A 24,394-nucleotide genomic window follows, 5' to 3' on the forward strand; every position below is an offset into this window, starting at 1 on the left:
CGAAAACAGATTTACTAGAAAAATAATTACTTTTACTCATCGTATTTTGTATGTCGAAACACAAATTTACGATTCATTTAAAGAAGCCATCTTTTTGGCTTCTTTTTTTATCGGACAACAATGAATTAAATACTAAAAAAACCGTCTAAAGCATATTACTAAAAACGGTTCTTTAAACAAATTTTATTTTTTATTCACGAATTCGTAATACAAAGCTTTAGATAAAAATGTTTTATTTTGCTGATATTCAATATCATTCTGTTGAACATAATCATTTCTTTCTCCTTTATTCTTTATATTGGAAAGATAATTATCACGCCTTTCATCATTAAAGTTAAGTTCTTTTAAAAACCTTGGTTCAATACCTTTATTAGCCGAAATATTATAATTTGTAATGAAATCACCCCAATTTACAAAACTGCATAAAAGTATTACTCCGTAAAAATACCAGACCATTTGATTTATGAGATATGCGTTTGTTTTTTGTTTTTTAATTTTCAGAAAAGTATAAACCAAGCCAATAACAGCCAAAATCAAAAATGCATAAACACCCAATCTTTTATAGGTTAAACCAAAGAAAGAAACATACTCTGTGTTTTTAATGATGGTGCTAACGATTAAAAGTCCGTTTAAGACAATCCAGATTTTAGCCAGTTTTTTAAGGTTAGCTGCTTTATTATCAAAATTGAATCCTGCCTTAAAATAGAACATAATTACTCCAACCGCCATTACGATAGAAAAGATTACTGAATTGACTCTTTCATGCGTATCGGCACTTAAGCTTGATTTTTCTATCACTTCAAAAAACTGCTCGTAATTGTAGGTTATAATAAAAACCAAAAGCATAAAATTCAGCAATACTAAAGTAATCTCACCACTTTTTCTTTCAAAGTCAATATCTAAAAATGAAAATGTATTCTGATTTTTAATTTCTTCTATATCCTTAAAATCGTTATCTAGCACTTCATTTTTTTCATAGCAAACTTCAGGTACCCAATAATTCCAGAAACTAAATGAAATGTAAAAACCTAAAATCCCAATTAAGATAACTTCTACAATATCGATGTCTAATGTATAATCTGTTAATAAAGAAGAAAAATGTGTACTTCCGAAAGAATATGCCGCAAAAAATACAATGATAAAAATCGCTGGAATCACAAAATAGGCAACCAACTTTTTAGCAAAGTTATTGTGAATTTTTCTTTCCGGAAGCCATTGACTAAACATAAAAACACGACCTATCGAAGCAAATGCATTTAAAAACACAAGCGGAAAAACCTGTATTACTTTCAGTTGGGATTCCTGCGTTCTAAATTGTAAAAACAGAACTGACATTGCCAAAGCCAAAAAAGAAGAAAAATCTCCGTACCAGGCAAAAGCCAGACAAGATAAAACCGAAGTAACAACTAATACTAAATGAGATCTGTCTGTGAACCGATCCTGAAAAAAATAACAGATTGAACCTGTTAACAATAGTCCAAAAATAGCGAGGTTCACTCCTACTGACTCGTTGTAAAAAAGCAGTGTAAATATCAAACTGCAAGCTAAAATAATTTGGTGTTTTTTCATGTTTGTTAATTTTAATTTATCAATATGCTATCGCCTTTTTTTATTGGTTATATTTCACAATTTTTAAGTGCGATTTCATTATTTTTAATTTTAAAAGTACTTTGTGTTTCAAAGTAATTAGGTAAAAAAATAGGGATATTACGATTTCATTAATTTTTCAAGGTAAGAAAGGTGCTCTTTAAATGCCGCACGTCCTCTGGGAGTTACCTGATAAGAGGTTTTAGGTTTTTTACCCACAAACTCTTTTTTAACTTCAATATATTCTGATTTTTCAAGTGCTGATGAATGACTGGCTAAATTACCGTCTGTGATATTCAAAAGATTTTTCATCTCTGTAAAATCAACCCATTCGTTCACCATCAGAACGGACATAATCCCCAATCTGACGCGGCTTTCAAAATCTTTATTTAGTTTATCAATAATTCCCATTTGTGGATTATTTATATTTTTTGAACATTACTAATCCGTACAAGATATGCAAAATACCAAATCCTATGATCCAAAAAACTAAACCATATCCAATATAAAAAAGAGAAATAAATCCTAAAACTAATTCACAGAATCCTAAATATTTAATATCTGAAAAAGTATATTTTTCGGCATTTACAAGTGCTAAACCGTAGAAAATTAAAGTAGTTGGTGCAATAAAACCATAAATTTCGTGATGCAAAAGTGCCAGACAAAAAATACCACCGGTCACTAACGGAACAGCTAAATTGAAGAGCATGTTTTTTGTAGCTGATGTCCAAATAGGTAAATCGTATTTTCGGCTTTTTCTAACGGTAAAAGTAAGTCCAAAAAGGAAAGCAAAAGCCAAAATGATTAAACCGGTATAAAACAATTGATTTACTAAACTAGCGGGAATAGTAATTTGTTGTTCACCAAAATATTCGATTCCGTTTGCTTTGAATAATTGATACACGTACAATCCGCCAATTAATGCTGAAAGACCTGCAAATACTCCTGAGAGTCCGCTTAAGGATATAAATCTTGAAGAGCGCTCCATCATGGAACGAATGTGTGCTAAATCTTCTTGGTGCTTCTGATTCATAAATAAAGTACTTTGTATTGCAAAGTTATGTTTTATTTTGAATTGACAAATATAAAAGTGATTTTTTTTTATTTGAAAATTTTTTATTCCGGATATAGGTTTGTTAATGTGTAATCCCTACGGGATAATTGTGGTTTGGTTATGCTGTTTTTTTTCTACCAATATGTAACTCCTAACGGAGTATCTAGTAGAGATTAAATGTTGGCAGAGAAAAATTATCGATATTCTTTTTGTCCCGTAGGGCAATGTCATTAATTTAAAAAATGATTAATAAACAAAGAAATAACCACAAAATTTGTCATCTAGACGAAGGAGAGATCACACTATTATTTCCATTCAGATATTCGCCAATCTTTGTCGAGTTTCTTGTGTGATCTCTCCTTATTCGATATGACAAGATTGTGTTAGAAACTGAGACTGAGACTGAAAACTGTTTTGCTCGCGTGAGGGATAGGAATAAGCTACCGAAGTAGCATGGATAGCCCGACCGTATTTACGAAAGGCGCACATAAGCGGCACGTTAATTAGCGCCTTTTGTAAATACGGTCACGCCCAAAGTATATAAAACAACAAAGCCTACTCGATTGAATAGGCTTTGTATATTATTTGATATGAAAAATTATTTTTTAGCGCTTCTCATTTTTCGTGCTAAAAGTGTGTTTTTAAGTAACATGGCAATTGTCATTGGTCCTACTCCACCAGGAACTGGCGTTATGAATGATGATTTTTTGCTTACTTCGGCAAAATCAACGTCACCTTTAATAACATAGCCTTTTGGGTTTGAAGCATCATCAACTCTTGTGATTCCAACGTCGATTACTACTACTCCGTCTTTTACCATATCTCCTTTTAAGAATTCAGGAACGCCTAAAGCTGTAATTATAATATCAGCATTTTTAGTAAATTCTGCTAAGTTTTTAGTTCGGCTATGGGTTAATGTGACTGTTGAGTCTCCGGGATTTCCTTTACGGCTCATTAAAATACTCATTGGGCGACCTACAATATGACTTCTCCCAATTACAACGGTGTGTTTTCCGGCAGTTTCTACTTTATAACGCTCTAACAATTCCATAATTCCAAATGGTGTTGCAGGAATAAAGCTTTCCATTTCAAGCGCCATTCTCCCAAAATTTGTTGGGTGAAAACCATCTACATCTTTATCAGGATCAATTGCCAGTAATATTTTTTGTTCGTCGATATGCTTTGGCAAAGGCAACTGAACAATATATCCGTCAAGATCGTCATCTTCGTTTAGCTCTTTAATTTTAGCTAGTAAATCCTCTTCGGTAATATCTTCGGGTAAACTTACTAAAGTTGAATCGAAGCCAATTTGCTGGCAAGATTTTACTTTACTTCCTACGTAAGTTAAACTTGCCCCGTTTGTACCAACGATTACCGCTGCCAAATGAGGCACTTTTCCTCCGGCATCTTTTATCGATTGAACTTCGGCTGCAATTTCGTTTTTAATGTCTTCAGCTGTTTTTTTACCGTCTAGTAGTTGCATTATTCTGTAGTTAAAATGTTTCAGGTTTAAAGTTTCAAGTTTTAAAAAGCTAAAACTTGCGTTTATTGTAATCAAAAAAGTTTCAAGTTTTAGTTCCGAACATGAAACTTTAAACTTGAAACTTTTTTCTTATTTTATTATCTCGGCATTCCGCCTGGCATTCCTTTCATGCCTCCCATCATTTTCATCAGGTTTTTTCCGCCCGGACCTTGCATCATCTTCATCATTTTGCTCATTTGGTCGAATTGCTTCATTAACTGATTTACTTGCTCTACTTTGGTTCCGGAACCTTTAGCGATTCTGGCTTTCCTTTTTACGTCGATTATGGCAGGTTTGCTTCTTTCGATTGGTGTCATCGAGTGAATGATTGCTTCGATATGTTTAAAAGCATCATCTTCTATTTCTACATCTTTCATGGCTTTTGAAGCTCCCGGTATCATCCCAACCAAGTCTTTCATATTACCCATTTTCTTTACTTGCTGAATTTGTGTTAAGAAATCATCAAAACCGAATTCGTTTTTAGCGATTTTCTTTTGAAGTTTTCTGGCTTCTTCTTCATCAAATTGCTCTTGCGCTCTTTCTACAAGAGACACAACATCTCCCATACCTAAGATACGCTCGGCCATACGATCCGGATAGAAAACATCAATTGCTTCCATCTTTTCACCTGTACCTACAAATTTGATTGGTTTGTTGACAACGGTTTTAATCGAAATTGCAGCTCCACCACGAGTATCTCCATCTAATTTGGTTAAGATAACTCCGTCAAAGTTTAAGATATCGTTGAAGGCTTTTGCAGTATTTACAGCATCTTGTCCTGTCATTGCATCTACAACAAACAAAGTTTCCTGTGGCTGAATTGCTTTATGAACACGAGCAATTTCGTCCATCATTTCTTTGTCTACCGCTAAACGACCCGCTGTGTCGACAATAACAACATTGAAACCATTTGCTTTTGCATGCTTGATTGCATTTTGTGCAATTTCAACAGGATTTTTATTATCCGGTTCTGAGTAAACCTCAACACCTATTTGATCTCCAACAACATGTAACTGATTGATCGCCGCAGGACGGTAGATATCACACGCTACAAGAAGTGGTTTTTTATTTTTCTTAGTTTTTAAAAAGTTGGCAAGTTTACCTGAGAAAGTCGTTTTACCAGAACCCTGAAGTCCTGACATTAAAATAACGCTTGGTGTTCCGGAAAGATTGATTCCTGCAACATCTCCACCCATCAATTCTGTTAGTTCGTCTTTTACTAACTTCACCAATAATTGTCCTGGTTGAAGTGTTGTTAAAACGTCCTGACCTATTGCTTTTTCTTTTACTTTGGTGGTGAAATCTTTAGCAATTTTAAAGTTAACATCGGCGTCTAATAAGGCACGACGAACTTCTTTTAAGGTATCGGCAACGTTTACTTCTGTAATTTTACCGTGTCCTTTTAATATATGGAACGCTTTATCTAACTTATCACTTAAATTATCAAACATACTATTTTCTTTATTTGAAGTGCAAAGATAATCTAATTAGGTATTTCAGGCAATTTTTATTTAAGTGCAATTTTTTGCCACGAAGGCACTAAGGCACAAAGTGTTTTTTGTTCGCAAAGTCACAAATCGTAAAATTCATTATTCTCGCAGATTTAGCAGATTGGGCAGATCTTTTTTAAGATTGTAGATAAAAAATCAGCTATATCTGCTAAATCTGCGAGAAACAAAAAAGCGCAAAGAATAAACCTTTGCGCCTATATAGCTATGAACCTTTAAACCTTTTTTCTAAAACTGGAAATAAATAAACGGCTGTGAACCTGCGACTGCTGTTGCGTAAACGATCCAGTAAACGAATCCAAGGATAATTGCTTTTCCTATTAAAGGTGTTTTATCGAAAACAAATTTCATCTTTGATGTGAATATTTCTGGTAAAAAGTGCCAAACATATCCGAAAAGCATCAATAAAAACACATTTTTATATCCTAATACAATTACTTTCCATTGTTCCGGTTCGAATGTCAACTGACCAATATTGTTAATTACCTGCAGGGCTGTTTCGAAATCCCTGGCTCGGAAAAAGATCCAACAGAAAACTACGAAATGAAATGTAATTACGATAGAGAAAAACGTCCATAGAAAATTTGAACTTTTGCCCTCTTTTTTAGAAGGAAAAAATTCCATGAACATTTTATGAACTGCTAATGCTAAACCGTGTAATGCTCCCCAAACAATGAATTGTGCTCCGGCTCCATGCCATAATCCGCCTAAAAGCATTGTGGTAAAAAGGTTGAAATTTGTTACCAGTGTTTGGTTTTTCTTTTTCGAAAGCAAAAAGGTCAAACAAAACAATGCTATAGATCCAATTGCGATTGCTAACGGAATGAAACTCTCGTTTACATTTGAAATCCCCCAAAGCAATAATCCGAAGAAGAATAAACTTGGGAATAAAAATCCTGCGAATGTTCCTTCTCTGTTTCCTCCAATTGAGATATACAAGAAATCTTTTAACCAGGTTGAAAGCGAAATATGCCATCTTCTCCAGAAATCTGTGATTGAAGTTGATTTATATGGTGTTCTAAAGTTGGCCGGTAATTTGAATCCTAATAATAAAGCTATTCCAATTGCCATATCTGAATATCCTGAAAAGTCACAATAAATTTGAATAGCATATCCGTAAGATGCCATTAAATTTTCGAACGCCGTATAATTCATTGGTGTATCAAAAACACGATCAACAAAGTTAATCGAGATGTAATTTGAAATTACTGTCTTTTTTATCAGTCCGCCTATGATTAAAAACAAAGCATTGTTTACATCTTGTTTAGTAAGATTTAGTTTTTGATAAATCTGCGGTAGGAAATCTTTTGCTCTAACAATTGGTCCGGCAACTAATTGCGGGAAAAACGAAACGAAAAATAAATATTCGATATAGTTTTTTGTTGGCTTGATTTCTTCACGATAAATCTCGATAATATAACTCATCGACTGAAATGTATAGAACGAAATTCCAACAGGCAGAAAAATATCATGAAGCTGGAAATTACCCTGAAACATATCATTGTAAGTCACAATCATGAAATTCATGTATTTGAAATACCCTAATAATCCTAAGTTCAGGATTACACTTATGACAAGATAAATTTTCTTTCGGCTGACTTTTGCTTCTCTATAGATAATTTGGCTCAAGCCATAATCTACGACTGAAGAAAGTAATAAAAGTAAAAAGTAAATTCCGCTTGACTTGTAATAAAAGAAAAGCGAGAAGAGGATAACGTATGTTAATCTCAAATAAAATGTTTTGCGTAAAAAGGCATACACAAAATAAAAAACAAGAAACAACCCTAAAAATAAACCGGTATTAAATAATAGTTTTTCTTCGGGATTGTATATAAACCAACTTTTAGCTTGTTCCAGAGTAACTGTGCCAAAATTTTGAACAAACCAATTATTTATGCTATCTGTTGTAATCAACTTAATTTTTTAATTTAAAATTATCGTATGCTTTTATAAACGCTTCTGAAAACAAATTTCCTTGTTTTTCGTATCCTTTTTTAGAATAATGAACCCAATCGGGACCAATTAATCCTGCTAATTTTAGATTTCGGATGCCGTCCATACCTCCTAATTCGTCGTATAAATCCCAAACTGCAAAACCATCTGTTTTTGCAATTTCAATAATACTTTTTGCATAATCCCTGATGTAAACATTTGGTTTTCTTGCCTTAAGTAGCGAAGGAGGCGGCGTCATCACAATTATGGCAACATTACTGTTTTGATCTTTTATATTTTTGATGAACAATCGCAATTCTTTAATATAAGCCGAAGCTTCCATGTGATCATAACTTTCATTTGTTCCTAACGAAAAAACCAATATATCCGGATGTAAAGCTTTTAACTGTTCAAAAAACAAGGGATACTTATTATAATCTGAAAATTTAGCTCCGTTTACACCAATGCTGCTATAAATTAAACCTGAATTATCTTTTTCTAAAACAAGTCCGTTTAATTCATATTTTGAAGCTTTTTTATTCGGAATCAGAAATATCTTGTCTAATGCTTTGTCTGAATGATAGTAGTGACAATTAGAATCAGATTGAAGATCTAAAGGAACAAATTCTGAACTTGTAATATTTCTAGGCTTTGTTTCGTTCGTTAAGATTTTTAACGTTCTTCCGGCACGAATATTATTTGACTTTAAATGATTTTCGCGTCTTATTTCGGCAATTGAAATATTGTATTTATCTGCAATTGTTGAAATTGCTTCGCCTTTTTTTATTTTATGCGTGATTATTTTACGCTCTGTTGACTGAATTGTTTTTGTTTGGGATGAGATTGCTAAATCAAACATATCCTGATTCTGAGGTGTTATAATCTGAATCGAATTAAACTTATAATCTGCATCTTTTATATTCAGTTCGACTGCAAAACCATTAGTATCTCGCCAAAGTGCAATTCCGCTTAAGCCAATTGGCAAACTTTTAAAAGGATGAATGTTTCGATAGCTTTCCCAACTTCTATTCGAATAAAAACGTTCATTATAGGAACCATTCGTCTTTGCTAACTGATAAGGAAAAACTAAACCTCGTCCGGCATTTCCAAATTTTCTTTGCAGGTTTTTTCTAATATCATTTGTCATTAAATCTCCCTGAATGTGAGAATCTCCAATGTGCACAATATTTATCTTCTGATTGTTATTACTTTCATTATCCTTCAATTTCTCAAAAACTCTTTCTAAGGCTTCTGCATTATAGATTCTATCCTGAGAAAAAGAATCAACAGCTGCTGTATGGGCTTTATGAACCATGTTTTTTATTATTGGAGGTGAATCTGTATCTTTTGCTTTATCGTTTGTTGAGAAAAAAAGACAACAAAAGAAAATAATAAGTCTATTCATTTACGCTATCTTTTATTACAGAAACGGAATCTGTATTTGTTTTTCGGACTGTTTTCCGTTTGTCCACAGTTTTTCTATTTTCCCGAAGTCCCTTGTATTGTTCGTATCCTTTATTTAATTGATCATATAATAATTTACCAATTGCTTTTGCTCCGCGTTGGTTAAAGTGCGTATAATCCTTATTCGCTTTTGCCGGAGATTCATCGACCCATTTCACCATAGATCCGTCTCCACCCATTAAAGTGTATAAATTTACGAATCCTGATTCGGTTTCAAGAGCGTATCTTTTTTGTGATTTCATTAAAGGAACTACAGCAGAATCTGTTTTCATCTCCAAATCATATTTTGTTGATTTATCAGCTGTTGAAATAATCAAAATAGAAACTCCCGGAAAAGATTCCTTAATTTTATTTACTGTTTTTGTCATTCCTCTTTGATACCACGAATAATTCTTGGTTCCATAATTTAAAACGTTTGTTCCGTAATGCAAAATAACCAAATCGTATTTTAAAACGTTATTAAATCCCTGCATTACATTGGCATTAAACATAGAAATTGGCAATCCTGAATTTCCTCTTTGCGAGAAATTATCAACATGAACTCCACTTCCGTTATCAAAATTGAATCCATAAATTGGAATTGAATCGGCATGGACAAAATTTGCTTTGAATGCTTTTATACTTCCCGAAGTTACTTTTAAAGTATTGATCAAGTTATTCGGAACAAGGCTTTTTCGTAAAGTATCTTTCCCGATGATAAAATTTACATTTCCTTTTTTAGATGATTTTCCGTAAAATAATGTCGGATTATCTAAAGTTGTTGCATATTTATTAGTCCCGGCTTCATATTGAACCCAGGTTGTATTCGCTTTATCATTTGCAAAGAAAACATGACCATTTACTCCAAAAGGGCTTATTGGTTTTTTGACATTTAAATACGATTGCATTTTCCAGTTTTTGGAATATGTTGATTTTACAGAGGCTCTTGAAGCTGCAGATTCTGAAGTTATGGAAACAAAACCAACACCATTTCCGCCAAAACGTTCCTGATAATTAGATCGAACATCTTGTACAATTAAATCGCCATCTGTCATAGAATCTCCGTAATAAGCGATTCTTACTTTGGCTTGCGGATTCTTTTCAAGCTGGTATAATTTTTCATAAAAAGAAATCAAATATTGATATCCTTTATAATTATCGAAAGTTTCAGATGGAAATTCAATTCCTTCGGCAGCATCAAAATTAATTTTTTCTCCCGCTTCTTTCTTTTCACTTTCGGCAATACTATCTCCTTTTAGTGACAAAGAATCGTTTGCTACTGATTCTAACAGTAAACTATCTATAAGCACATTTTTAGAATCGACTTTACTATCCGGGAAAATTTTATCCGGCAAGATTTGCTTAAATCCAATGAAAGCTATGAATGCTAATGCTACAATTGCAAAAGACTGAAAAAAATAAGATTTTGTATTCACTAGTAATTATAAATTTGAAGAAAAGATTCTTTAAAATTTTTTATCAAAATTCCTGTTAATCCTTATAAAAAAGTATGCGCAAAGATAGAATTAAACATCAATTTATGAATTGTTTTTAACATTAAAATAAAACAAAAAAAAGAGGTTAGACGAATCTAACCTCTTTATCAAAAAAAAATAAAAAAAACAAAGCTAATGATTAACTGGATTTAGATGCTTTCGCATTTATAAATTAGTATAAAATAATCTTTATAGTTTTTAATTTTCACTATAAATTATTTTAAGATAGCGTACTCTAAAGTAACATGACCTCTTTCTCCTGCATCATTTGTCATTGCAAGGAATTTAACTTTGTAATAATTTCCTGCAGCATCTTTAACTACATAAAAACGGTCTGTTCTTACACTAGGCAAAGTAGTTGGCCCACCACCACTTCTCCAGTTAGCTCCAATAACTCTTTGATCTGTAGCAGAGACTGCAAAATTTGCTTCAACAACATTTGCTTTTGTAAAAGCGGCATAAGTTACATCTGCCGTCGCTAAAACCTGATAAGCTTGAGTTCCGGATTTTGAATTTGTTGTAATAAAATCAGAATACCCGTAAGTAACTTCTGAACCTGCATTTAAGTAATTTGTAAATACTGTAAAGTTCAAGTCCCATTTTGTTTTTTGAGGTTCAACAGCAACAGCATTTCCTGTTGTTAAACTGAAAAATGTAAAGTTAAAATCAGTATCTTTTGTAACTATTTTTTCCGTAAATGTTGTAGCAGTCAAATCAGCATACTGAATTTTATATCCGTTACCGCTTCTTAATATTCTCACTTTTTTCCATCCTCTGGCATCACCATCAACACTAACTGAACCAGTTGCCGGTTTAGCTGTTGAAACTTTGAATCCAAGATTAACTAAATACACTTTATTATCTGCATCTGTAGCCGAAATTTCAGCAATTGCAGTTCCTATTCCCGCTCCGGCACCAGCTAAAACACCTGTTGGATTGTCAACATATCCATTTGCTGCCAAAGTCTCACCTGCTCCAACTGAAACGTTAGCATCGATTGCTTGTGTTAAAGTAATATCTGAAGTAGCTAATTTTTTAACTGCCATTTTAACTGATCCGTTTAAGATAACTCTGAAATCTGCACCTGTTGCAAATCCGAAATCCCAGGATTCTCTGTTTACAGATTTAGATTCTTCACTACTTAAGTCAAGATAAACTTGATTTGGTTGATTTGCCCCACCTACAGCAGGTTGTAAAGTTGCTCCAACAGTTGGGATTTCAACAGGAGTATCGTCATCACTTGAACACGCTACAAGAGATAAAAATGCAAAGGATAGTAATAATAATTTTTTCATTTGTATTTGATTTATATTAAAGATTAAGGTTATATGCTAATTTTAAAAAATATGAGCGTCCATAGGCAAGCATTACTTCGCCAGTTCCGGCATGACCTGCTGCACTGCTCGTGCCCGTTTGAGTTACATTTGTTATATCAAAAATATTTCTCGCTCCAATTGTTACTTCGAAATGATCTTTGAAGAAATTTTGTCTAATTGTTGCATCCAGCCAATTACTTGGATCAATTTTAGATAAAATAAAAGATGAACTGCCTTCAATAAATTGCTGGGTTTTACCATTGTATTTATAATATCCTGAAAGTACTGTCTTCCATTTAGGAACTGTATAGGAAACACTGGCGTTTAAATTGAATGAATAAAGAAATTTATCATCTGAAACAAAAACTTGATTTTTGACTTCTTGAGAAATTCCAATTAATGCCGCACCAACATTAAATGTCAAATTATCTTTTTTAAACTGATTCATTGTGGAGAAATTCCACATTCTGTATTTACTGATATTGATATATTCATATTCAGGGTTTCCGGTATCTGGATTAAATCGTACTAATGCCATGCTAATTCTGTCATCGACATTTAGATAACTTCCTGCAAATGTGTTTGAGAGTTGAGCACCGGAGGAAAACAGCGTCGATTTTTTCACACTGGCTTCATACGAAGTACTTGTTTCAGGAATTAGATTTTCGTTTCCTGTAAAAAAGTGTCCGTCAAAAATTTGTTTCGAGTATAATTCATCAAAAGTTGGAGTTCTAAATGAGTTACCATAAGATCCGCGAAGTTCAATTCCTTTATCGAATAAATATCTTAACCCCAGAGATGAAGCATATTGATTGTCAAATTGAGATTGTGCGGAGAATCTTAATCCTGGTCGAATAGAAAATCTCTCTGTTGCCATAATTTCAGAAGAGGCAAAGAAATCGTAGTTTTCAATTGTTTTACGAACAGGTGTCAAAATGTTATTAGCTTCCTGAACTAGTGAATATCCTTTATTATTTACAAATTCATAACCCAATTGCAAATCAATAGTTTTGTCTGAAAAAAAGTTATTCAAAGTTCCTGTAGAATACAGCACTTCCATCGACTGGTCTTTTACAGTGACATTATTGTCTTCTGTCTTAGTTAACAAATAGTATCTGAAATCTTCTACATCACGTGCTTGTTTTTGATGTGAAAGTGAAACATTATAATTCAATTGCGAAAACAATTTACCCGTCGCATTTAAATTATGAAAATATCTATTGGTCAAATATCTCTTATCACTTGCATAACGGTAAGATCCTAAAGTGGTATTAAACCCTGATTGAACTGTACTATTATAGTAATCAACATTTTCGTCTAAATATTCGAACTTATAAAAAACACGAAAATTATCTTTTTGATACGCAATTAACGCCGTGCCATTTAACTGGTCTTTTGGCAGCCATCTATATCCACGGGTTCCATCATTTTCAATGTAATTAACTCCGTTTTTATCGTCTAAATATCCTTGAAAATCATTGCGATTCGCTCCAAATGATACAAACCAGTTTTTATTGAATGTATGAGAAACTTTTAAAGACTGAATGTGACGACCTTCATCAAAAAGGGAAAATTCATTACTAACTGTTTCTTCCTGAACCGATGCCGTGATTCCCCACTTATATTTTGAAGATTTTTTTGTAATTATATTTAAAACTCCACTTACAGCATTTGCTCCATAACTAACTCCCATAGAACCTTCAACGATTTCAATATGATCTACATCATTAAGATTAATTTGAGACAAATCAATATTATTACCTAAACCAGCCTCATTTATCAGCGGAACATTATCAACTAAAATTTTAAAATATTGTGCATCTAACCCAAATAATGAAACTGTAGAACGTCCAGTTGTTCCGCTAGGTCTTACTGTAATATTTAAATATTGATTTAAAACATCTGCTAAATTAGTTGCTGCTAAATTTTGAATGTCCTGGCTCGAAATCACACGAACATTAAAAACTGATTTCTTAATTGACTGTGGCTCAAACTGTCCAGTCACAACCACTTCAGAAAGTTTATTTACAGCTGTGGTATCTTTTTGTTGTGCAAAAGATATTTGGCAAAAAAGAACAACTGTAAAAAGGGTAAATTTGATTTTCATTATTTTTATTCATTCTTAATAATGGCGCAAATATAGAAACTATTTTTATTTGTTCTAAATAAAAAATATATATTTGCAAAAATATTAAAAACAAAATAATAAGTTATGATTTCAAAAAGCCTCTATTTTTCAGCCGTTATGGCTTTAACTTGTAGTCTTGGTTTCAGTCAGGACAAAAAACAGCAAGACATTAAAGCAATCAAATCTATGTGTGGTTGCTACGAAGTGAAATTTAATTTTACAGAAACTTTTCAATATCCTAAAGATTCTGCTACTTATAAACCTTCAGAAACTAAACATGAATCTGCTTTAGAATGGGTGGAGTTATTAGAAGACACTTCTAACAAAATTGTAATGCAACACTTATTAATAGTAAGTGACGATATGATTATTAAACACTGGAGACAAGACTGGCTGTATGAAAACACTGATTTATATTCATTTGATAAAGGAAGTTCATGGAAATATAAAAAATTAGATAAAAAAGCCGTTAAAGGTCAATGGTCTCAAAAAGTATATCAGGTAGATGATAGCCCAAGATATGAAGGATCATCAACCTGGGTACATGTTGACGGAAAGGATTATTGGGCAAATGTTGCTGATGCTCCTTTACCCAGAAGAGAGCAAACAAAACGTAACGACTATAATGTTTTAAAAAGAAGAAACATTCATGAAATTACTGCTACAGGATGGAATCATGAGCAGGATAATGACAAGCTTGTTCGCGATGACAGTGGAAAAGATGTGTTATTAGCGCAGGAAAAAGGTATGGATGTTTACACTAAAGTGGCAGACATTAAATGTATTGCAGGTCAAAAATGGTGGAAAGAGAACAATGCTCTTTGGAAAAATGTTCGTGATAAATGGCAAACTCTTTTTGACAGACATCAAGACTTAAACTTAGAAGCAAAAGTAGATAGAAAAGCGCTTTATTCTCTTTTGTTTGATTTAAAACCAACCGCTACAAAAGCTGAAACGGATGCAATCATCAACAAATTTGTAAAATAAAATATTTGTGTTAGTTATGAAAAAGCCGATAGTTTTAGGACTATCGGCTTTTTTGTTGTAATAAATTAAGTTTACATTCTTTCCGGAACTTCAATTCCTAATAATGTAAAAGCAGCTTTTATAACTTCGGCAACTTTTTGCGAAAGCTGTACTCTGAATATTTTTTTAGTCAAATCAACTTCGCCTAAAATATGTACCGATTGATAAAATGAATTGTATTCTTTTACCAGATCGTACGTATAATTTGCAATTAATGCCGGGCTGTGATTTTGAGCTGCATTTTGAATTACTTCCGGGAAAAGTTCGATTTGTTTTACCAGTTCTTTTTCCTTTTCGTGTAATTCTTCGGTATTCGTTGTAGCAGAAAAATCGAAATCGGCTTTACGGATAATTGATTGAATTCTTGCATACGTATATTGAATAAACGGTCCTGTATTTCCGGCAAAATCAACAGATTCTTCCGGATTGAACAAAATACGTTTTTTAGGATCTACTTTTAAAATGTAATATTTCAATGCTCCAAGACCAATTGTTTTGTAAAGTTTTGCCTTTTCTTCATCAGAATAACTGTCTAGTTTTCCCAGATCTTCAGAAATTTGTTTTGCGGTATCGGTCATGTCTTGCATCAAATCATCAGCATCTACAACAGTTCCTTCACGGCTTTTCATTTTTCCGGAAGGTAAATCAACCATTCCGTATGATAAATGATATAAACTTGAAGCCCAGTCAAAACCTAACTTTTTCAAGATCAGGAACAATACTTTAAAGTGATAATCTTGTTCATTACCAACTGTATAAACCATTCCGCCAACGTCCGGCATATCTTTTACACGCTGAATTGCAGTTCCTATATCTTGTGTCATATAAACAGCAGTTCCATCAGAACGTAGAACGATTTTACGATCCAGACCTTCATCTGTTAAATCAATCCAAACCGAACCATCAGGGTCTTTTTCAAAAACACCTTTATCAAGACCAACCTGAACAACATCTTTTCCTAATAAATAGGTATTACTTTCATAATAATATTTATCAAAATTAACTCCCAAATTACTGTAAGTGGTAGCAAAACCTTCATAGACCCATTCGTTCATCATTTTCCAAAGAGCAATTACTTCATCATCGCCCGCTTCCCATTTTTTAAGCATTTCTTGTGCTTCAATAATTACGGGCGCTTGTTTTTTTGCTTCTTCTTCGGTTTTACCGGTTTCAATTAATTGAGAAATCTCAGCTTTATACGCTTTATCAAACTCAACATAATATTTCCCAACTAGTTTATCTCCTTTTAAATTTGAACTTTGCGGAGTTTCACCATTTCCAAATTTCTGCCAAGCCAGCATTGATTTACAAATATGAATTCCACGATCGTTTATAATTTGCGTTTTGTAGACTTTTTTACCCGAAGCTTTAATAATTTCAGCTACAGAATATCCCAACAAATTGTTACGAACATGTCCTAAATGTAATGGTTTATTGGTATTTGGCGAAGAATATTCGACCATAATCGCCTTTTCATCTGGATTTGGCGTTACATATCCAAATTTTTGGTTGTCTTTTATTTCATTAAAGAATTTCAGATAATAACTATCAGAAATTACAATATTTAAAAAGCCCGAAACAACATTAAAACGTACTACTTCGGATAGATTTTCAACCAGATAATTTCCAATTTTATTTCCCAATTCTACAGGATTGCTTTTGACAACTTTCAGTAAAGGAAAAATCACCATTGTAATATCGCCTTCAAACTCTTTTCTAGTAGTTTGAAATTCAATTTTATCAACAGTAACATCAAATAGTGCTTGTATTGCTTTTTGTATAGAAGGTGTAAGAATTTGTGATAATGACATGTAAACTTATTTTTAAAGTGAGCAAATATACTGCTTATTCACCAATTACAGAAAATGAAAAACATATAAAATACAACAAAACACTTAGAATTTCGTAAAAAGTATTTTATTCTGATTGTTAAAATTATCAAAAAATTAAAATGCTAATCTATTAAAAAACAGGGCTTCTTAAAAAAAACATAATTTTTTTTACTTTTTCCTGTAACATATCGATGGCAAAAGAGTCTTAATAAGAACTTTGAATTCATTTGAAGCTAAAAATCAAAACAAAAAACAAAAAAACAATCATCATCAATCAAATCAAAAATAATCAATAACACATTATGAAATTAAAAATTTTTCTGTTCGCATTACTGGGTGTAATTGCAACAGCACAAGCCCAGAACTCGGGAACAGTTTCCGGAAAGATTACCGAAAAATCAAATAACACACCTATTTCTTATGCAACTGTTTCTATCAAAGACAACGGCAAACAAGTTTCAGGAGTTAATACTGATGAAAATGGAGATTTTGCCATCAAAAATCTAGCTTTAAAAAATTACACAATCGAGATTCAATACATTGGATTCAGAAAATATATTGGTTCCATTATTTTAAATGACAATAAAAAAACGGCAACAGTAAATATTTCTCTTGAAGAGGAAGCGACGCAACTAAAAGGTGTAAATATTGTAAGTGAGCGTTCAACAATAGAACAAAAAATTGACCGAAAAGTAATTACTGTCGGGAAAGATTTGACTACTGCAGGAGCTTCTGCATCTGACATCATGAACAATATTCCATCTGTGAATGTGGACCAGGACGGAAAACTTTCACTTCGTGGAAACGATAATGTTCGTGTATTAATTGACGGAAGACCATCTAATATTGATCCTGCACAATTATTAAAACAAATTCCCTCGACTTCGATCAAAAAAATTGAGTTGATTACGAATCCAAGTGCAAAGTACAATCCGGAAGGAATGTCTGGGATTATCAATATTATTTTGCACAAAAATGCTAATACCGGTTTCAACGGAAGTTATAGTGGAGGAATCACTTTTGGAGAAACGGCTAAATACAACCAATCTCTAGATTTGAACTATAAAACAGGGAAAGTAAATTTCTTTGGAAATGCAGGACAAAACTTCGGAACTTATTACAATAATGGACATATCACGAGATCAGATCAGGATATTGTTCAAAAAATCAATGTTATAAGTGACAATGATTCTTATTTGTATAAAATTGGAATGGATTATTTAATCAACGATCATAATACGTTGTCTTTTTATTCGAACCAAAATAAATCAAACGGAAAAGGTTTTGTAGATACTGATATTGATTATACTAATGTTTTAGGTTCTAATACTTCTAACATTTTTCAAAAATCAAGATATTCAGGTCCGGATCAGGTTGGAACTTATAATTTAGCTTTTAAACATATTTTCAAAAAAGAAGGTCATACTTTAGATTTTGAAGCAAATTACAGTGATAATAAAGAAACTAATAATGCTTCATTTGATACTAAAACAACAAATCTTGACAATACTTCAAGCAGTTTTGTTTATGATGATTATATCAAAGGAACTCGTAAATTAAGTACTGTAAATGTTGATTACGTAAATCCGTTAAACGAAAAAACTACTCTTGAGGCTGGTGCCGAAGCCAGAATTACAAGAACTGATAATGATTATATTACAGGGAATCCATTTGCTGCAATCGCGGTTTCTAATTACACTTACGATACTGATATTTATTCGGCTTATGTAACATTTGGTCAGAAATTTAAAAAATTCAGTTATCAATTAGGAACTCGTTTCGAAAGTTATAAAGTAGCCGCTAATTTAAATAAAGGTCTTGAAAAATTTGATGATGATTATATTACCTTATATCCATCGGCTTACTTAACTTATAACCTTAATGAGAAGAATACTTTACAATTAAGCTATAGCCGTCGTGTTGACCGTCCAAGTTTAGAGCAGACAAAACCTATTCGTGAGTTTTCTACTCCGTTAGTCACTGCACTAGGAAATCCTGAATTACGTCCTCAATTTACAAACTCTGTTGAATTAAATTATACTAAAACTCTTGAAAAAGGAAGTTTTACAACAGGTATTTTCGTAAGAAGCATCAATGATCAAATCAGCAGAATATTATATCCTGATGAAACAGATCCTAGCCAGGAAAAACAAATCATGACTTTTACTAATTATGATCATAATACGGCTTACGGCTTTGAAGTTTCATTTAATTATAAAATTACAAAATGGTGGGATATCCAGCCGTCTATTGATTTTTCAAGCATTAACCAGCAAGGTGTTGTGTTTTTATACGATCCTGCAACAAAAACAAGTAATCCTTTAGAAAGAAAAATTACGGTTTCTGCTTTTAACGGACGTATGAACTCAAACTTTAAAGTAAATAAACGTTTAAGCTTCCTGGCATTTGGATTTTACAGAGGTGCGGTTGACGGATTGCAAAATAATAGCCATGAAATGTACAAAATGGACATAGGTTCGCGTTATACATTGTTAGACAGCAAGATGAACATTAGTTTACGTTTTAATGACGTCTTCAATACAATGAAATATGCTTTTGATACTATGTATCCTTATCCTCAGGCAGGACAGTTTACATGGGAAAGCCAAACCGTTTATTTAGGGTTAACGTATAACTTTGGCGGTGCAAAAATCAAAAATTTACAACGTAAACAAAGAGAAGATAACACTAACAAAGGTGGTGGCGGAATGTTTTAATCCCACTTTTATTAGTAGATTTTAATAGTTTTGTAGAAAAGAAAAGCCTGGAGTTTGCCAACTCCAGGCTTTTCTTATTTTATTTAATACTTATAAAAAATTTCTTAATTCTTTAATTTCTTCGGGATTTGCCGTTTCTGTATTATCTGTAATAGCTGACGAATGGTAAAAAGTAGGTTCCAGTTTTTCCTGCAGCAATTTAATATTTGAAGATCGTAAACCTCCGCCGGGCATAATTTCGATTCTGCCTTTGGCAAGTGCCTGAATCTTTATTAAATCGTCAAATCCATCTTCGACATTTTTTCCTCTTCCGGAAGTCAGAATAGTTTTAAAACCACAATCAATTACATCTTCAATACCTTTTTCAAAAGAATCAACTACATCAAAAGCTCGGTGAAAAGTACATGATAACGGACTTGCCAAATGAACTAATTCCTGATTCTGTTTTTTATTGACACTTCCGTCAGCATTTAAAATTCCGAAGACAAAACCATCAATTCCCAATTTTTTCAAGTGTTTAATATCTTGTTTCATTTCGACAAATTCCTCATCTGTATAAACAAAATCTCCCCCACGAGGTCTGATAATGACATGCATTTTAATTGAAAGTGCTTCACGAACTCTTAAAGCTAAAACTGCATTTGGAGTTGTTCCGCCAAGTTGCATATTATCACACAATTCGATTCTGTCCGCACCACTTTCCTGCGCTATTATCGCTGATTCGTAATTGAAACAGGCTATTTCAAGTTGATTTTTTTTCATTTTAATTTGAAGATGATTTATTATTTGTCATTCTGACCAGTTTGTTCATTTCGACGAAGGAGAAATCACATCTAATATTCGGTAACAGTGCGTTCTCGCCTAGTGCGATTTCTCCTTCGTAGAAATGACAATTATTGTGTAACAAAACACGAAAATATAAAAAAACCTGCTCTTAAAAAGAGCAGGTTTTAAAAATATAATGCAAGATGAATTAATTTACCATTTAATGATTGCGCTTGCCCAAGTAAAACCACTACCAAAGGCAGCCAAAACAACTGTATCTCCTGATTTAATTTTTCCTTGTTCCCAAGCTTCTGTTAAAGCAATTGGAATAGATGCTGCGGTTGTGTTTCCGTATTTCTGGATATTATTATGAACCTGATCATCGCTTAGTTTGAATTTGTTTTGAATGTATTGTGAAATTCTCAAATTCGCCTGATGCGGGATCAACATATCAATATCTGAAACCTGTAAACCGTTTGCTTCTAAACCTTCGTTAATTACTTCAGCAAAACGAACTACTGCATTTTTAAATACAAATTGTCCGTTCATGTAAGGATAATAACTTTCGTCATTTGGGTCATTATCTGCCAATATATCCGTTACCCAACGCGCTCCCATTCCTGGTGCTTTCAAAGATAATTCTTCGGCATGTTGACCTTCAGAATGTAAATGCGTAGATAAAATTCCTTTTGTCAAATCTTCTTCACGGCTTAAAACCGCTGCTCCTGCTCCATCTCCAAAAATTACCGAAACTCCACGACCACGAGTTGTCATATCTAATCCCGTTGAATGAACCTCAGAACCAATTACCAAAATATTTTTATACATTCCGGTTTTAATATATTGATCTGCAACAGAAATAGCATAAACAAAACCAGAACATTGATTTCTAACATCTAATGCTCCAACTGTTCTTAATCCTAAATCGCGTTGTACTAAAACTCCAGGTCCTGGAAAATAGTAATCTGGGCTTAATGTAGCAAAAACTACAAAATCAATATCTTCTTTGGCAACGCCAGAACGTTCAATAGCAATTTTAGCTGCTTTCACTCCCATTGTAGTTGTGGTATCTTCCCCACGAATAATATGACGACGCTCCTGAATTCCCGTGCGCTCTTGAATCCATTCATCATTGGTATCAATAAGCTTAGACAAATCATCATTGGTCACAACATTTGAAGGAACGTAATATCCTAAGCCCGCTATTTTTGAATGATACATATTCTTTTATTATTTGTTAAAAATTTGGAATGCAAATCTAAGTATAGTTTAAAACATTAGCGTACAAATTAGTGTTTTTTTCGTAATTGACAATTTATTATACTTTAATTATATATCGAATAAATACTATTTACATTTTGAAAAATCAGTTTTTATCTAAAAACAATGAAAAGTGTGAAAAATAACAAATAAAATGTAACAAGTTTGAAGTACTTTAGTCAAACAATACAAATACCATTTATTAAACTCCAAAAATTCAAATTATGAAATTAAAGGTTACACTCCTATTATTTCTAAACATTGGCTTTTTTGCCTTTGCTCAGGAAAATTTAACCTACCAAAAACCATCAAAATCTATTTTAGATTTAGCTGATTACGAAAAAGCTCCGCTAGTATCAATGGATACTAAAAAAGAGAATCTGTTATTGATGTACAGAAACACCTATAAAACATTAGATGATCTTAATCAGGATGAACTTCGTTTAGCAGGTTTAAGAATTAATCCAACAACAAATATTTCAAGTACTGCAACATATACGATCAATCTTAAATTAAGAAAAATTAGCGGTAAAGATGAAGTTCAAGTTACCGGTTTACCTACAAATCCAAAAATAAGCAATATCGTCTGGTCACCAAATGACAAAAAAATCTTGTTTTCGCATACTACAAATTCAGGTGTTGAACTTTGGTTTTTAGATGTTGCAACTGCAAAAGCTACCAAACTTACTGATGCAACTGTAAATGCAAATCTTGGAAATCCGTTTAGCTGGTTTTTAGACAGTGAAACTATTCTGGTGAAAATGCTACCTAAAAACAGAAAACCATTATTAGATTCTAAAAAAGATTTACCAACAGGACCCATTATTTCTAATACTGCGGGAGTAAAATCGCAAAACAGAACATATCCTGATATGTTGAAAAATCAAAATGATGAAATTAATTTTGAAAACGTAATGACTTCTGAATTGTATAAAGTAAACCTTAACGGAACTGCTACTTTATTCAAAGATGCGGCAATGTATGCCGGAGAAAGAATTTCGCCAGACGGAAATTATATTATGTTAACGACAATTCAAAAACCTTTTTCATATGTAGTTCCTTTAAACAGATTCCCTTCTAAAACCATTGTTTATGATGCAAGAGGAAAAGAAGTTAAAACTGTAAACGAAGTTCCGTTAAACGAAGTAATCCCGAAAGGTTTTATGGCTGTTCGCAAAGGAAAAAGAGAAATGATCTGGAGAAATGACAAACCTGCAACTTTATCCTATGTTGTGGCTTTAGACGAAGGAGATCCTGCAAATAAAGTTGAATTCAGAGACGAAGTTTATCTTTGGGATGCTCCTTTTGCAAACGATGCAACTTTATTAGCAAAAGTACCTCAACGCTATAATGACATTATTTGGGGTAATGATAATATTGCTTTTCTTAGTGACGAATGGTACGATACCCGTAATACAAAAACGTATTTAATTAATCCGTCAAATCCATCTCAACAGCCAAAAGTAATTACTGATAGAAATCAACAAGATGTTTATTCAGATCCGGGAGCTTTTGAAACTAAAAAGAACGAATACAATAAATATGTTTTAGCGATCGAAAAAGACAATGCGTTTCGTATTGGTGAAGGATATAGTAAAGAAGGACAATTTCCTTTTATTGATGAATTCAATTTAAAGACATTAAAAGCAAAACGTATTTATACATCAACTTATAAAGACAAAAAAGAAGATTTATTAGGAATCGAAGATTTTAAAACCGGTAAAGTTTTAGTCCAGATTCAGTCAAAAAGTGAATATCCAAATTACTATTTTAGAAATATTAAAAAACAAAATAGCCTAACACCAATTACTTACTTCCAGAATCCGTTTGAAAGTATTAAAGATGTGAGTAAAGAAGTTATTAAGTACAAACGTAAAGATGGTGTTGAACTTTCAGGAACTTTATATTTGCCTGCTGGTTATGACAAAACCAAAAAAGAAAAACTGCCTTTATTAATCTGGGCGTATCCGGCTGAATACAAAGACAAAAACAGCGCGGGACAATCGACTCAAAACTCAAATGAATTTACTGTTCCTTATTATGGATCGTTTGTATATTGGGTAACAAAAGGATATGCAGTTTTAGATGATGCGGCTTTCCCTATTATTGGCGAAGGAACTACAGAACCTAATGATAACTTTATCACTCAATTAGTTGATAATGCAGCTGCTGCAATTGATGCCGTTGATGCTTTAGGATATATTAATCGCAAAAAAGTGGCTGTTGGAGGACATTCATACGGAGCTTTCATGACTGCTAATTTACTTACACATTCTAACTTATTTGCTTGCGGAATTGCCAGAAGTGGCGCTTATAACAGAACTTTGACTCCGTTTGGTTTCCAGACAGAACAACGTAATTACTGGGAAGTTCCGGAAGTTTATACTGCAATGTCTCCTTTTATGAATGCCGATAAAATGAAAACACCTCTTTTATTAGTTCATGGTGAAGCAGATAATAATCCGGGAACTTTTACTTTGCAGACAGAACGTTACTATCAGGCATTAAAAGGCTTGGGAGCAACGGCAAGAATGGTGATTTTACCTAAAGAAGCACATAGTTATGTTGCCAAAGAAAATATTTTACACCTGCTTTGGGAACAAGATCAGTTTTTAGAAAAATACTTGAAAAACTAGAATTTCCTTAAATATTTATAAAGACAAACCCGATAGGATTTAAAACTTGGACTGCACCCAAAAGTTTAGACGAATTTATAATTAAATTTGATAATAATGAGCTCGATATTGTATCGGGCTCATTCCTTTTAGATTAAGTTTTATTCGATCATTATTATAATAGTCTATATAT

The 24,394-nt window shown here is 32.8% G+C and carries 17 protein-coding genes; 3 read left to right on the forward strand and 14 right to left on the reverse strand.

The window, feature by feature from the left end:
- Positions 1-183: 183 nt before the first annotated feature.
- The 10 genes from KHA90_RS23700 to KHA90_RS23745 all read right to left on the reverse strand — a co-directional run bounded on the left by KHA90_RS23700 (position 184) and on the right by KHA90_RS23745 (position 13,965).
- Positions 184-1,569, reverse strand: a complete 1,386-nt coding sequence (locus tag KHA90_RS23700) for a DUF4153 domain-containing protein (RefSeq protein ID WP_213307743.1) — start codon at positions 1,567-1,569, stop codon at positions 184-186.
- A gap of 138 nt (positions 1,570-1,707) precedes the next feature.
- The gene (locus KHA90_RS23705; RefSeq protein ID WP_055093284.1) at positions 1,708-1,998 is read right to left on the reverse strand and encodes a winged helix-turn-helix domain-containing protein; all 291 of its coding nucleotides are present in this window, start codon (positions 1,996-1,998) and stop codon (positions 1,708-1,710) included.
- Positions 1,999-2,005: 7 nt separating this feature from the next.
- Positions 2,006-2,620 carry a hypothetical protein gene (locus KHA90_RS23710; protein ID WP_213307745.1) on the reverse strand — a complete coding sequence of 205 codons (615 nt, stop codon included), beginning with the start codon at positions 2,618-2,620 and terminating at the stop codon, positions 2,006-2,008.
- A gap of 619 nt (positions 2,621-3,239) precedes the next feature.
- The gene (locus KHA90_RS23715; protein WP_213307747.1) at positions 3,240-4,124 is read right to left on the reverse strand and encodes a bifunctional 5,10-methylenetetrahydrofolate dehydrogenase/5,10-methenyltetrahydrofolate cyclohydrolase; all 885 of its coding nucleotides are present in this window, start codon (positions 4,122-4,124) and stop codon (positions 3,240-3,242) included.
- 137 nt (positions 4,125-4,261) lie between these two features.
- Positions 4,262-5,614: a signal recognition particle protein gene (gene ffh / locus KHA90_RS23720; RefSeq protein ID WP_056255022.1), complete on the reverse strand. Its 1,353-nt coding sequence runs from the start codon at positions 5,612-5,614 to the stop codon at positions 4,262-4,264.
- Between the two features lie 285 nt (positions 5,615-5,899).
- Positions 5,900-7,585 (reverse strand): MBOAT family O-acyltransferase, encoded by a 1,686-nt coding sequence (locus KHA90_RS23725; protein ID WP_213307749.1) that lies wholly within the window; start codon positions 7,583-7,585, stop codon positions 5,900-5,902.
- A 1-nt stretch (position 7,586) separates the two neighbouring features.
- Positions 7,587-9,008 carry a GDSL-type esterase/lipase family protein gene (locus tag KHA90_RS23730; RefSeq protein WP_213307757.1) on the reverse strand — a complete coding sequence of 474 codons (1,422 nt, stop codon included), beginning with the start codon at positions 9,006-9,008 and terminating at the stop codon, positions 7,587-7,589.
- Entirely contained in the window at positions 9,001-10,482 is a 1,482-nt protein-coding gene (locus KHA90_RS23735) for an SGNH/GDSL hydrolase family protein (protein ID WP_213307759.1), read from the reverse strand. The genes KHA90_RS23730 and KHA90_RS23735 overlap by 8 nt, the downstream gene beginning before the upstream one ends.
- A 275-nt stretch (positions 10,483-10,757) precedes the next feature.
- A complete protein-coding gene (locus KHA90_RS23740) occupies positions 10,758-11,837 on the reverse strand; it encodes an HmuY family protein (protein WP_213307761.1) in 1,080 nt (359 codons plus the stop codon).
- A 16-nt stretch (positions 11,838-11,853) separates the two neighbouring features.
- A complete protein-coding gene (locus KHA90_RS23745) occupies positions 11,854-13,965 on the reverse strand; it encodes a TonB-dependent receptor plug domain-containing protein (protein ID WP_213307763.1) in 2,112 nt (703 codons plus the stop codon).
- Positions 13,966-14,070: 105 nt separating this feature from the next.
- Here KHA90_RS23745 and KHA90_RS23750 point away from each other — a divergent pair, with 105 nt between their 5' ends.
- Positions 14,071-14,973, forward strand: coding sequence for a DUF6607 family protein (locus tag KHA90_RS23750; protein WP_213307765.1), 903 nt, complete (start codon positions 14,071-14,073; stop codon positions 14,971-14,973).
- A gap of 71 nt (positions 14,974-15,044) precedes the next feature.
- Here KHA90_RS23750 and argS read toward each other — a convergent pair whose 3' ends face one another.
- Positions 15,045-16,823, reverse strand: a complete 1,779-nt coding sequence (argS, locus tag KHA90_RS23755; RefSeq protein ID WP_213307767.1) for an arginine--tRNA ligase — start codon at positions 16,821-16,823, stop codon at positions 15,045-15,047.
- A gap of 323 nt (positions 16,824-17,146) precedes the next feature.
- Here argS and KHA90_RS23760 point away from each other — a divergent pair, with 323 nt between their 5' ends.
- On the forward strand, positions 17,147-19,561 hold the full coding sequence (locus KHA90_RS23760; RefSeq protein ID WP_213307769.1) for a TonB-dependent receptor domain-containing protein: 2,415 nt from the start codon (positions 17,147-17,149) through the stop codon (positions 19,559-19,561).
- A 90-nt stretch (positions 19,562-19,651) separates the two neighbouring features.
- On the opposite strand, the gene KHA90_RS23765 is transcribed toward KHA90_RS23760, so the two are convergent.
- The gene (locus KHA90_RS23765) at positions 19,652-20,323 is read right to left on the reverse strand and encodes a copper homeostasis protein CutC (RefSeq protein ID WP_213307771.1); all 672 of its coding nucleotides are present in this window, start codon (positions 20,321-20,323) and stop codon (positions 19,652-19,654) included.
- 216 nt (positions 20,324-20,539) lie between these two features.
- Entirely contained in the window at positions 20,540-21,547 is a 1,008-nt protein-coding gene (locus KHA90_RS23770) for a 3-oxoacyl-ACP synthase III family protein (RefSeq protein WP_213307773.1), read from the reverse strand.
- Between the two features lie 263 nt (positions 21,548-21,810).
- Here KHA90_RS23770 and KHA90_RS23775 point away from each other — a divergent pair, with 263 nt between their 5' ends.
- Positions 21,811-24,222 carry a S9 family peptidase gene (locus KHA90_RS23775; RefSeq protein ID WP_213307775.1) on the forward strand — a complete coding sequence of 804 codons (2,412 nt, stop codon included), beginning with the start codon at positions 21,811-21,813 and terminating at the stop codon, positions 24,220-24,222.
- 81 nt (positions 24,223-24,303) lie between these two features.
- On the opposite strand, the gene KHA90_RS23780 is transcribed toward KHA90_RS23775, so the two are convergent.
- Positions 24,304-24,394 (reverse strand): IS3 family transposase (locus KHA90_RS23780; protein ID WP_210667439.1); only part of this gene is annotated, 91 nt, incomplete at its 5' end.

Source organism: Flavobacterium psychroterrae (assembly GCF_018380615.1).
Taxonomy (GTDB): Bacteria; Bacteroidota; Bacteroidia; order Flavobacteriales; family Flavobacteriaceae; genus Flavobacterium; species Flavobacterium psychroterrae.

Excerpts from the sequence above, each read along its gene's own strand:
- KHA90_RS23700 (WP_213307743.1), bottom strand. The coding sequence starts at position 1,569 with ATGAAAAAACACCAAATTATTTTAGCTTGCAGTTTGATATTTACACTG.
- KHA90_RS23705 (WP_055093284.1), bottom strand. The coding sequence starts at position 1,998 with ATGGGAATTATTGATAAACTAAATAAAGATTTTGAAAGCCGCGTCAGA.
- KHA90_RS23710 (WP_213307745.1), bottom strand. The coding sequence starts at position 2,620 with ATGAATCAGAAGCACCAAGAAGATTTAGCACACATTCGTTCCATGATG.
- KHA90_RS23715 (WP_213307747.1), bottom strand. The coding sequence starts at position 4,124 with ATGCAACTACTAGACGGTAAAAAAACAGCTGAAGACATTAAAAACGAA.
- ffh (WP_056255022.1), bottom strand. The coding sequence starts at position 5,614 with ATGTTTGATAATTTAAGTGATAAGTTAGATAAAGCGTTCCATATATTA.
- KHA90_RS23730 (WP_213307757.1), bottom strand. The coding sequence starts at position 9,008 with ATGAATAGACTTATTATTTTCTTTTGTTGTCTTTTTTTCTCAACAAAC.
- KHA90_RS23740 (WP_213307761.1), bottom strand. The coding sequence starts at position 11,837 with ATGAAAAAATTATTATTACTATCCTTTGCATTTTTATCTCTTGTAGCG.
- KHA90_RS23745 (WP_213307763.1), bottom strand. The coding sequence starts at position 13,965 with ATGAAAATCAAATTTACCCTTTTTACAGTTGTTCTTTTTTGCCAAATA.
- KHA90_RS23750 (WP_213307765.1), top strand. The coding sequence starts at position 14,071 with ATGATTTCAAAAAGCCTCTATTTTTCAGCCGTTATGGCTTTAACTTGT.
- argS (WP_213307767.1), bottom strand. The coding sequence starts at position 16,823 with ATGTCATTATCACAAATTCTTACACCTTCTATACAAAAAGCAATACAA.
- KHA90_RS23760 (WP_213307769.1), top strand. The coding sequence starts at position 17,147 with ATGAAATTAAAAATTTTTCTGTTCGCATTACTGGGTGTAATTGCAACA.
- KHA90_RS23765 (WP_213307771.1), bottom strand. The coding sequence starts at position 20,323 with ATGAAAAAAAATCAACTTGAAATAGCCTGTTTCAATTACGAATCAGCG.
- KHA90_RS23770 (WP_213307773.1), bottom strand. The coding sequence starts at position 21,547 with ATGTATCATTCAAAAATAGCGGGCTTAGGATATTACGTTCCTTCAAAT.
- KHA90_RS23775 (WP_213307775.1), top strand. The coding sequence starts at position 21,811 with ATGAAATTAAAGGTTACACTCCTATTATTTCTAAACATTGGCTTTTTT.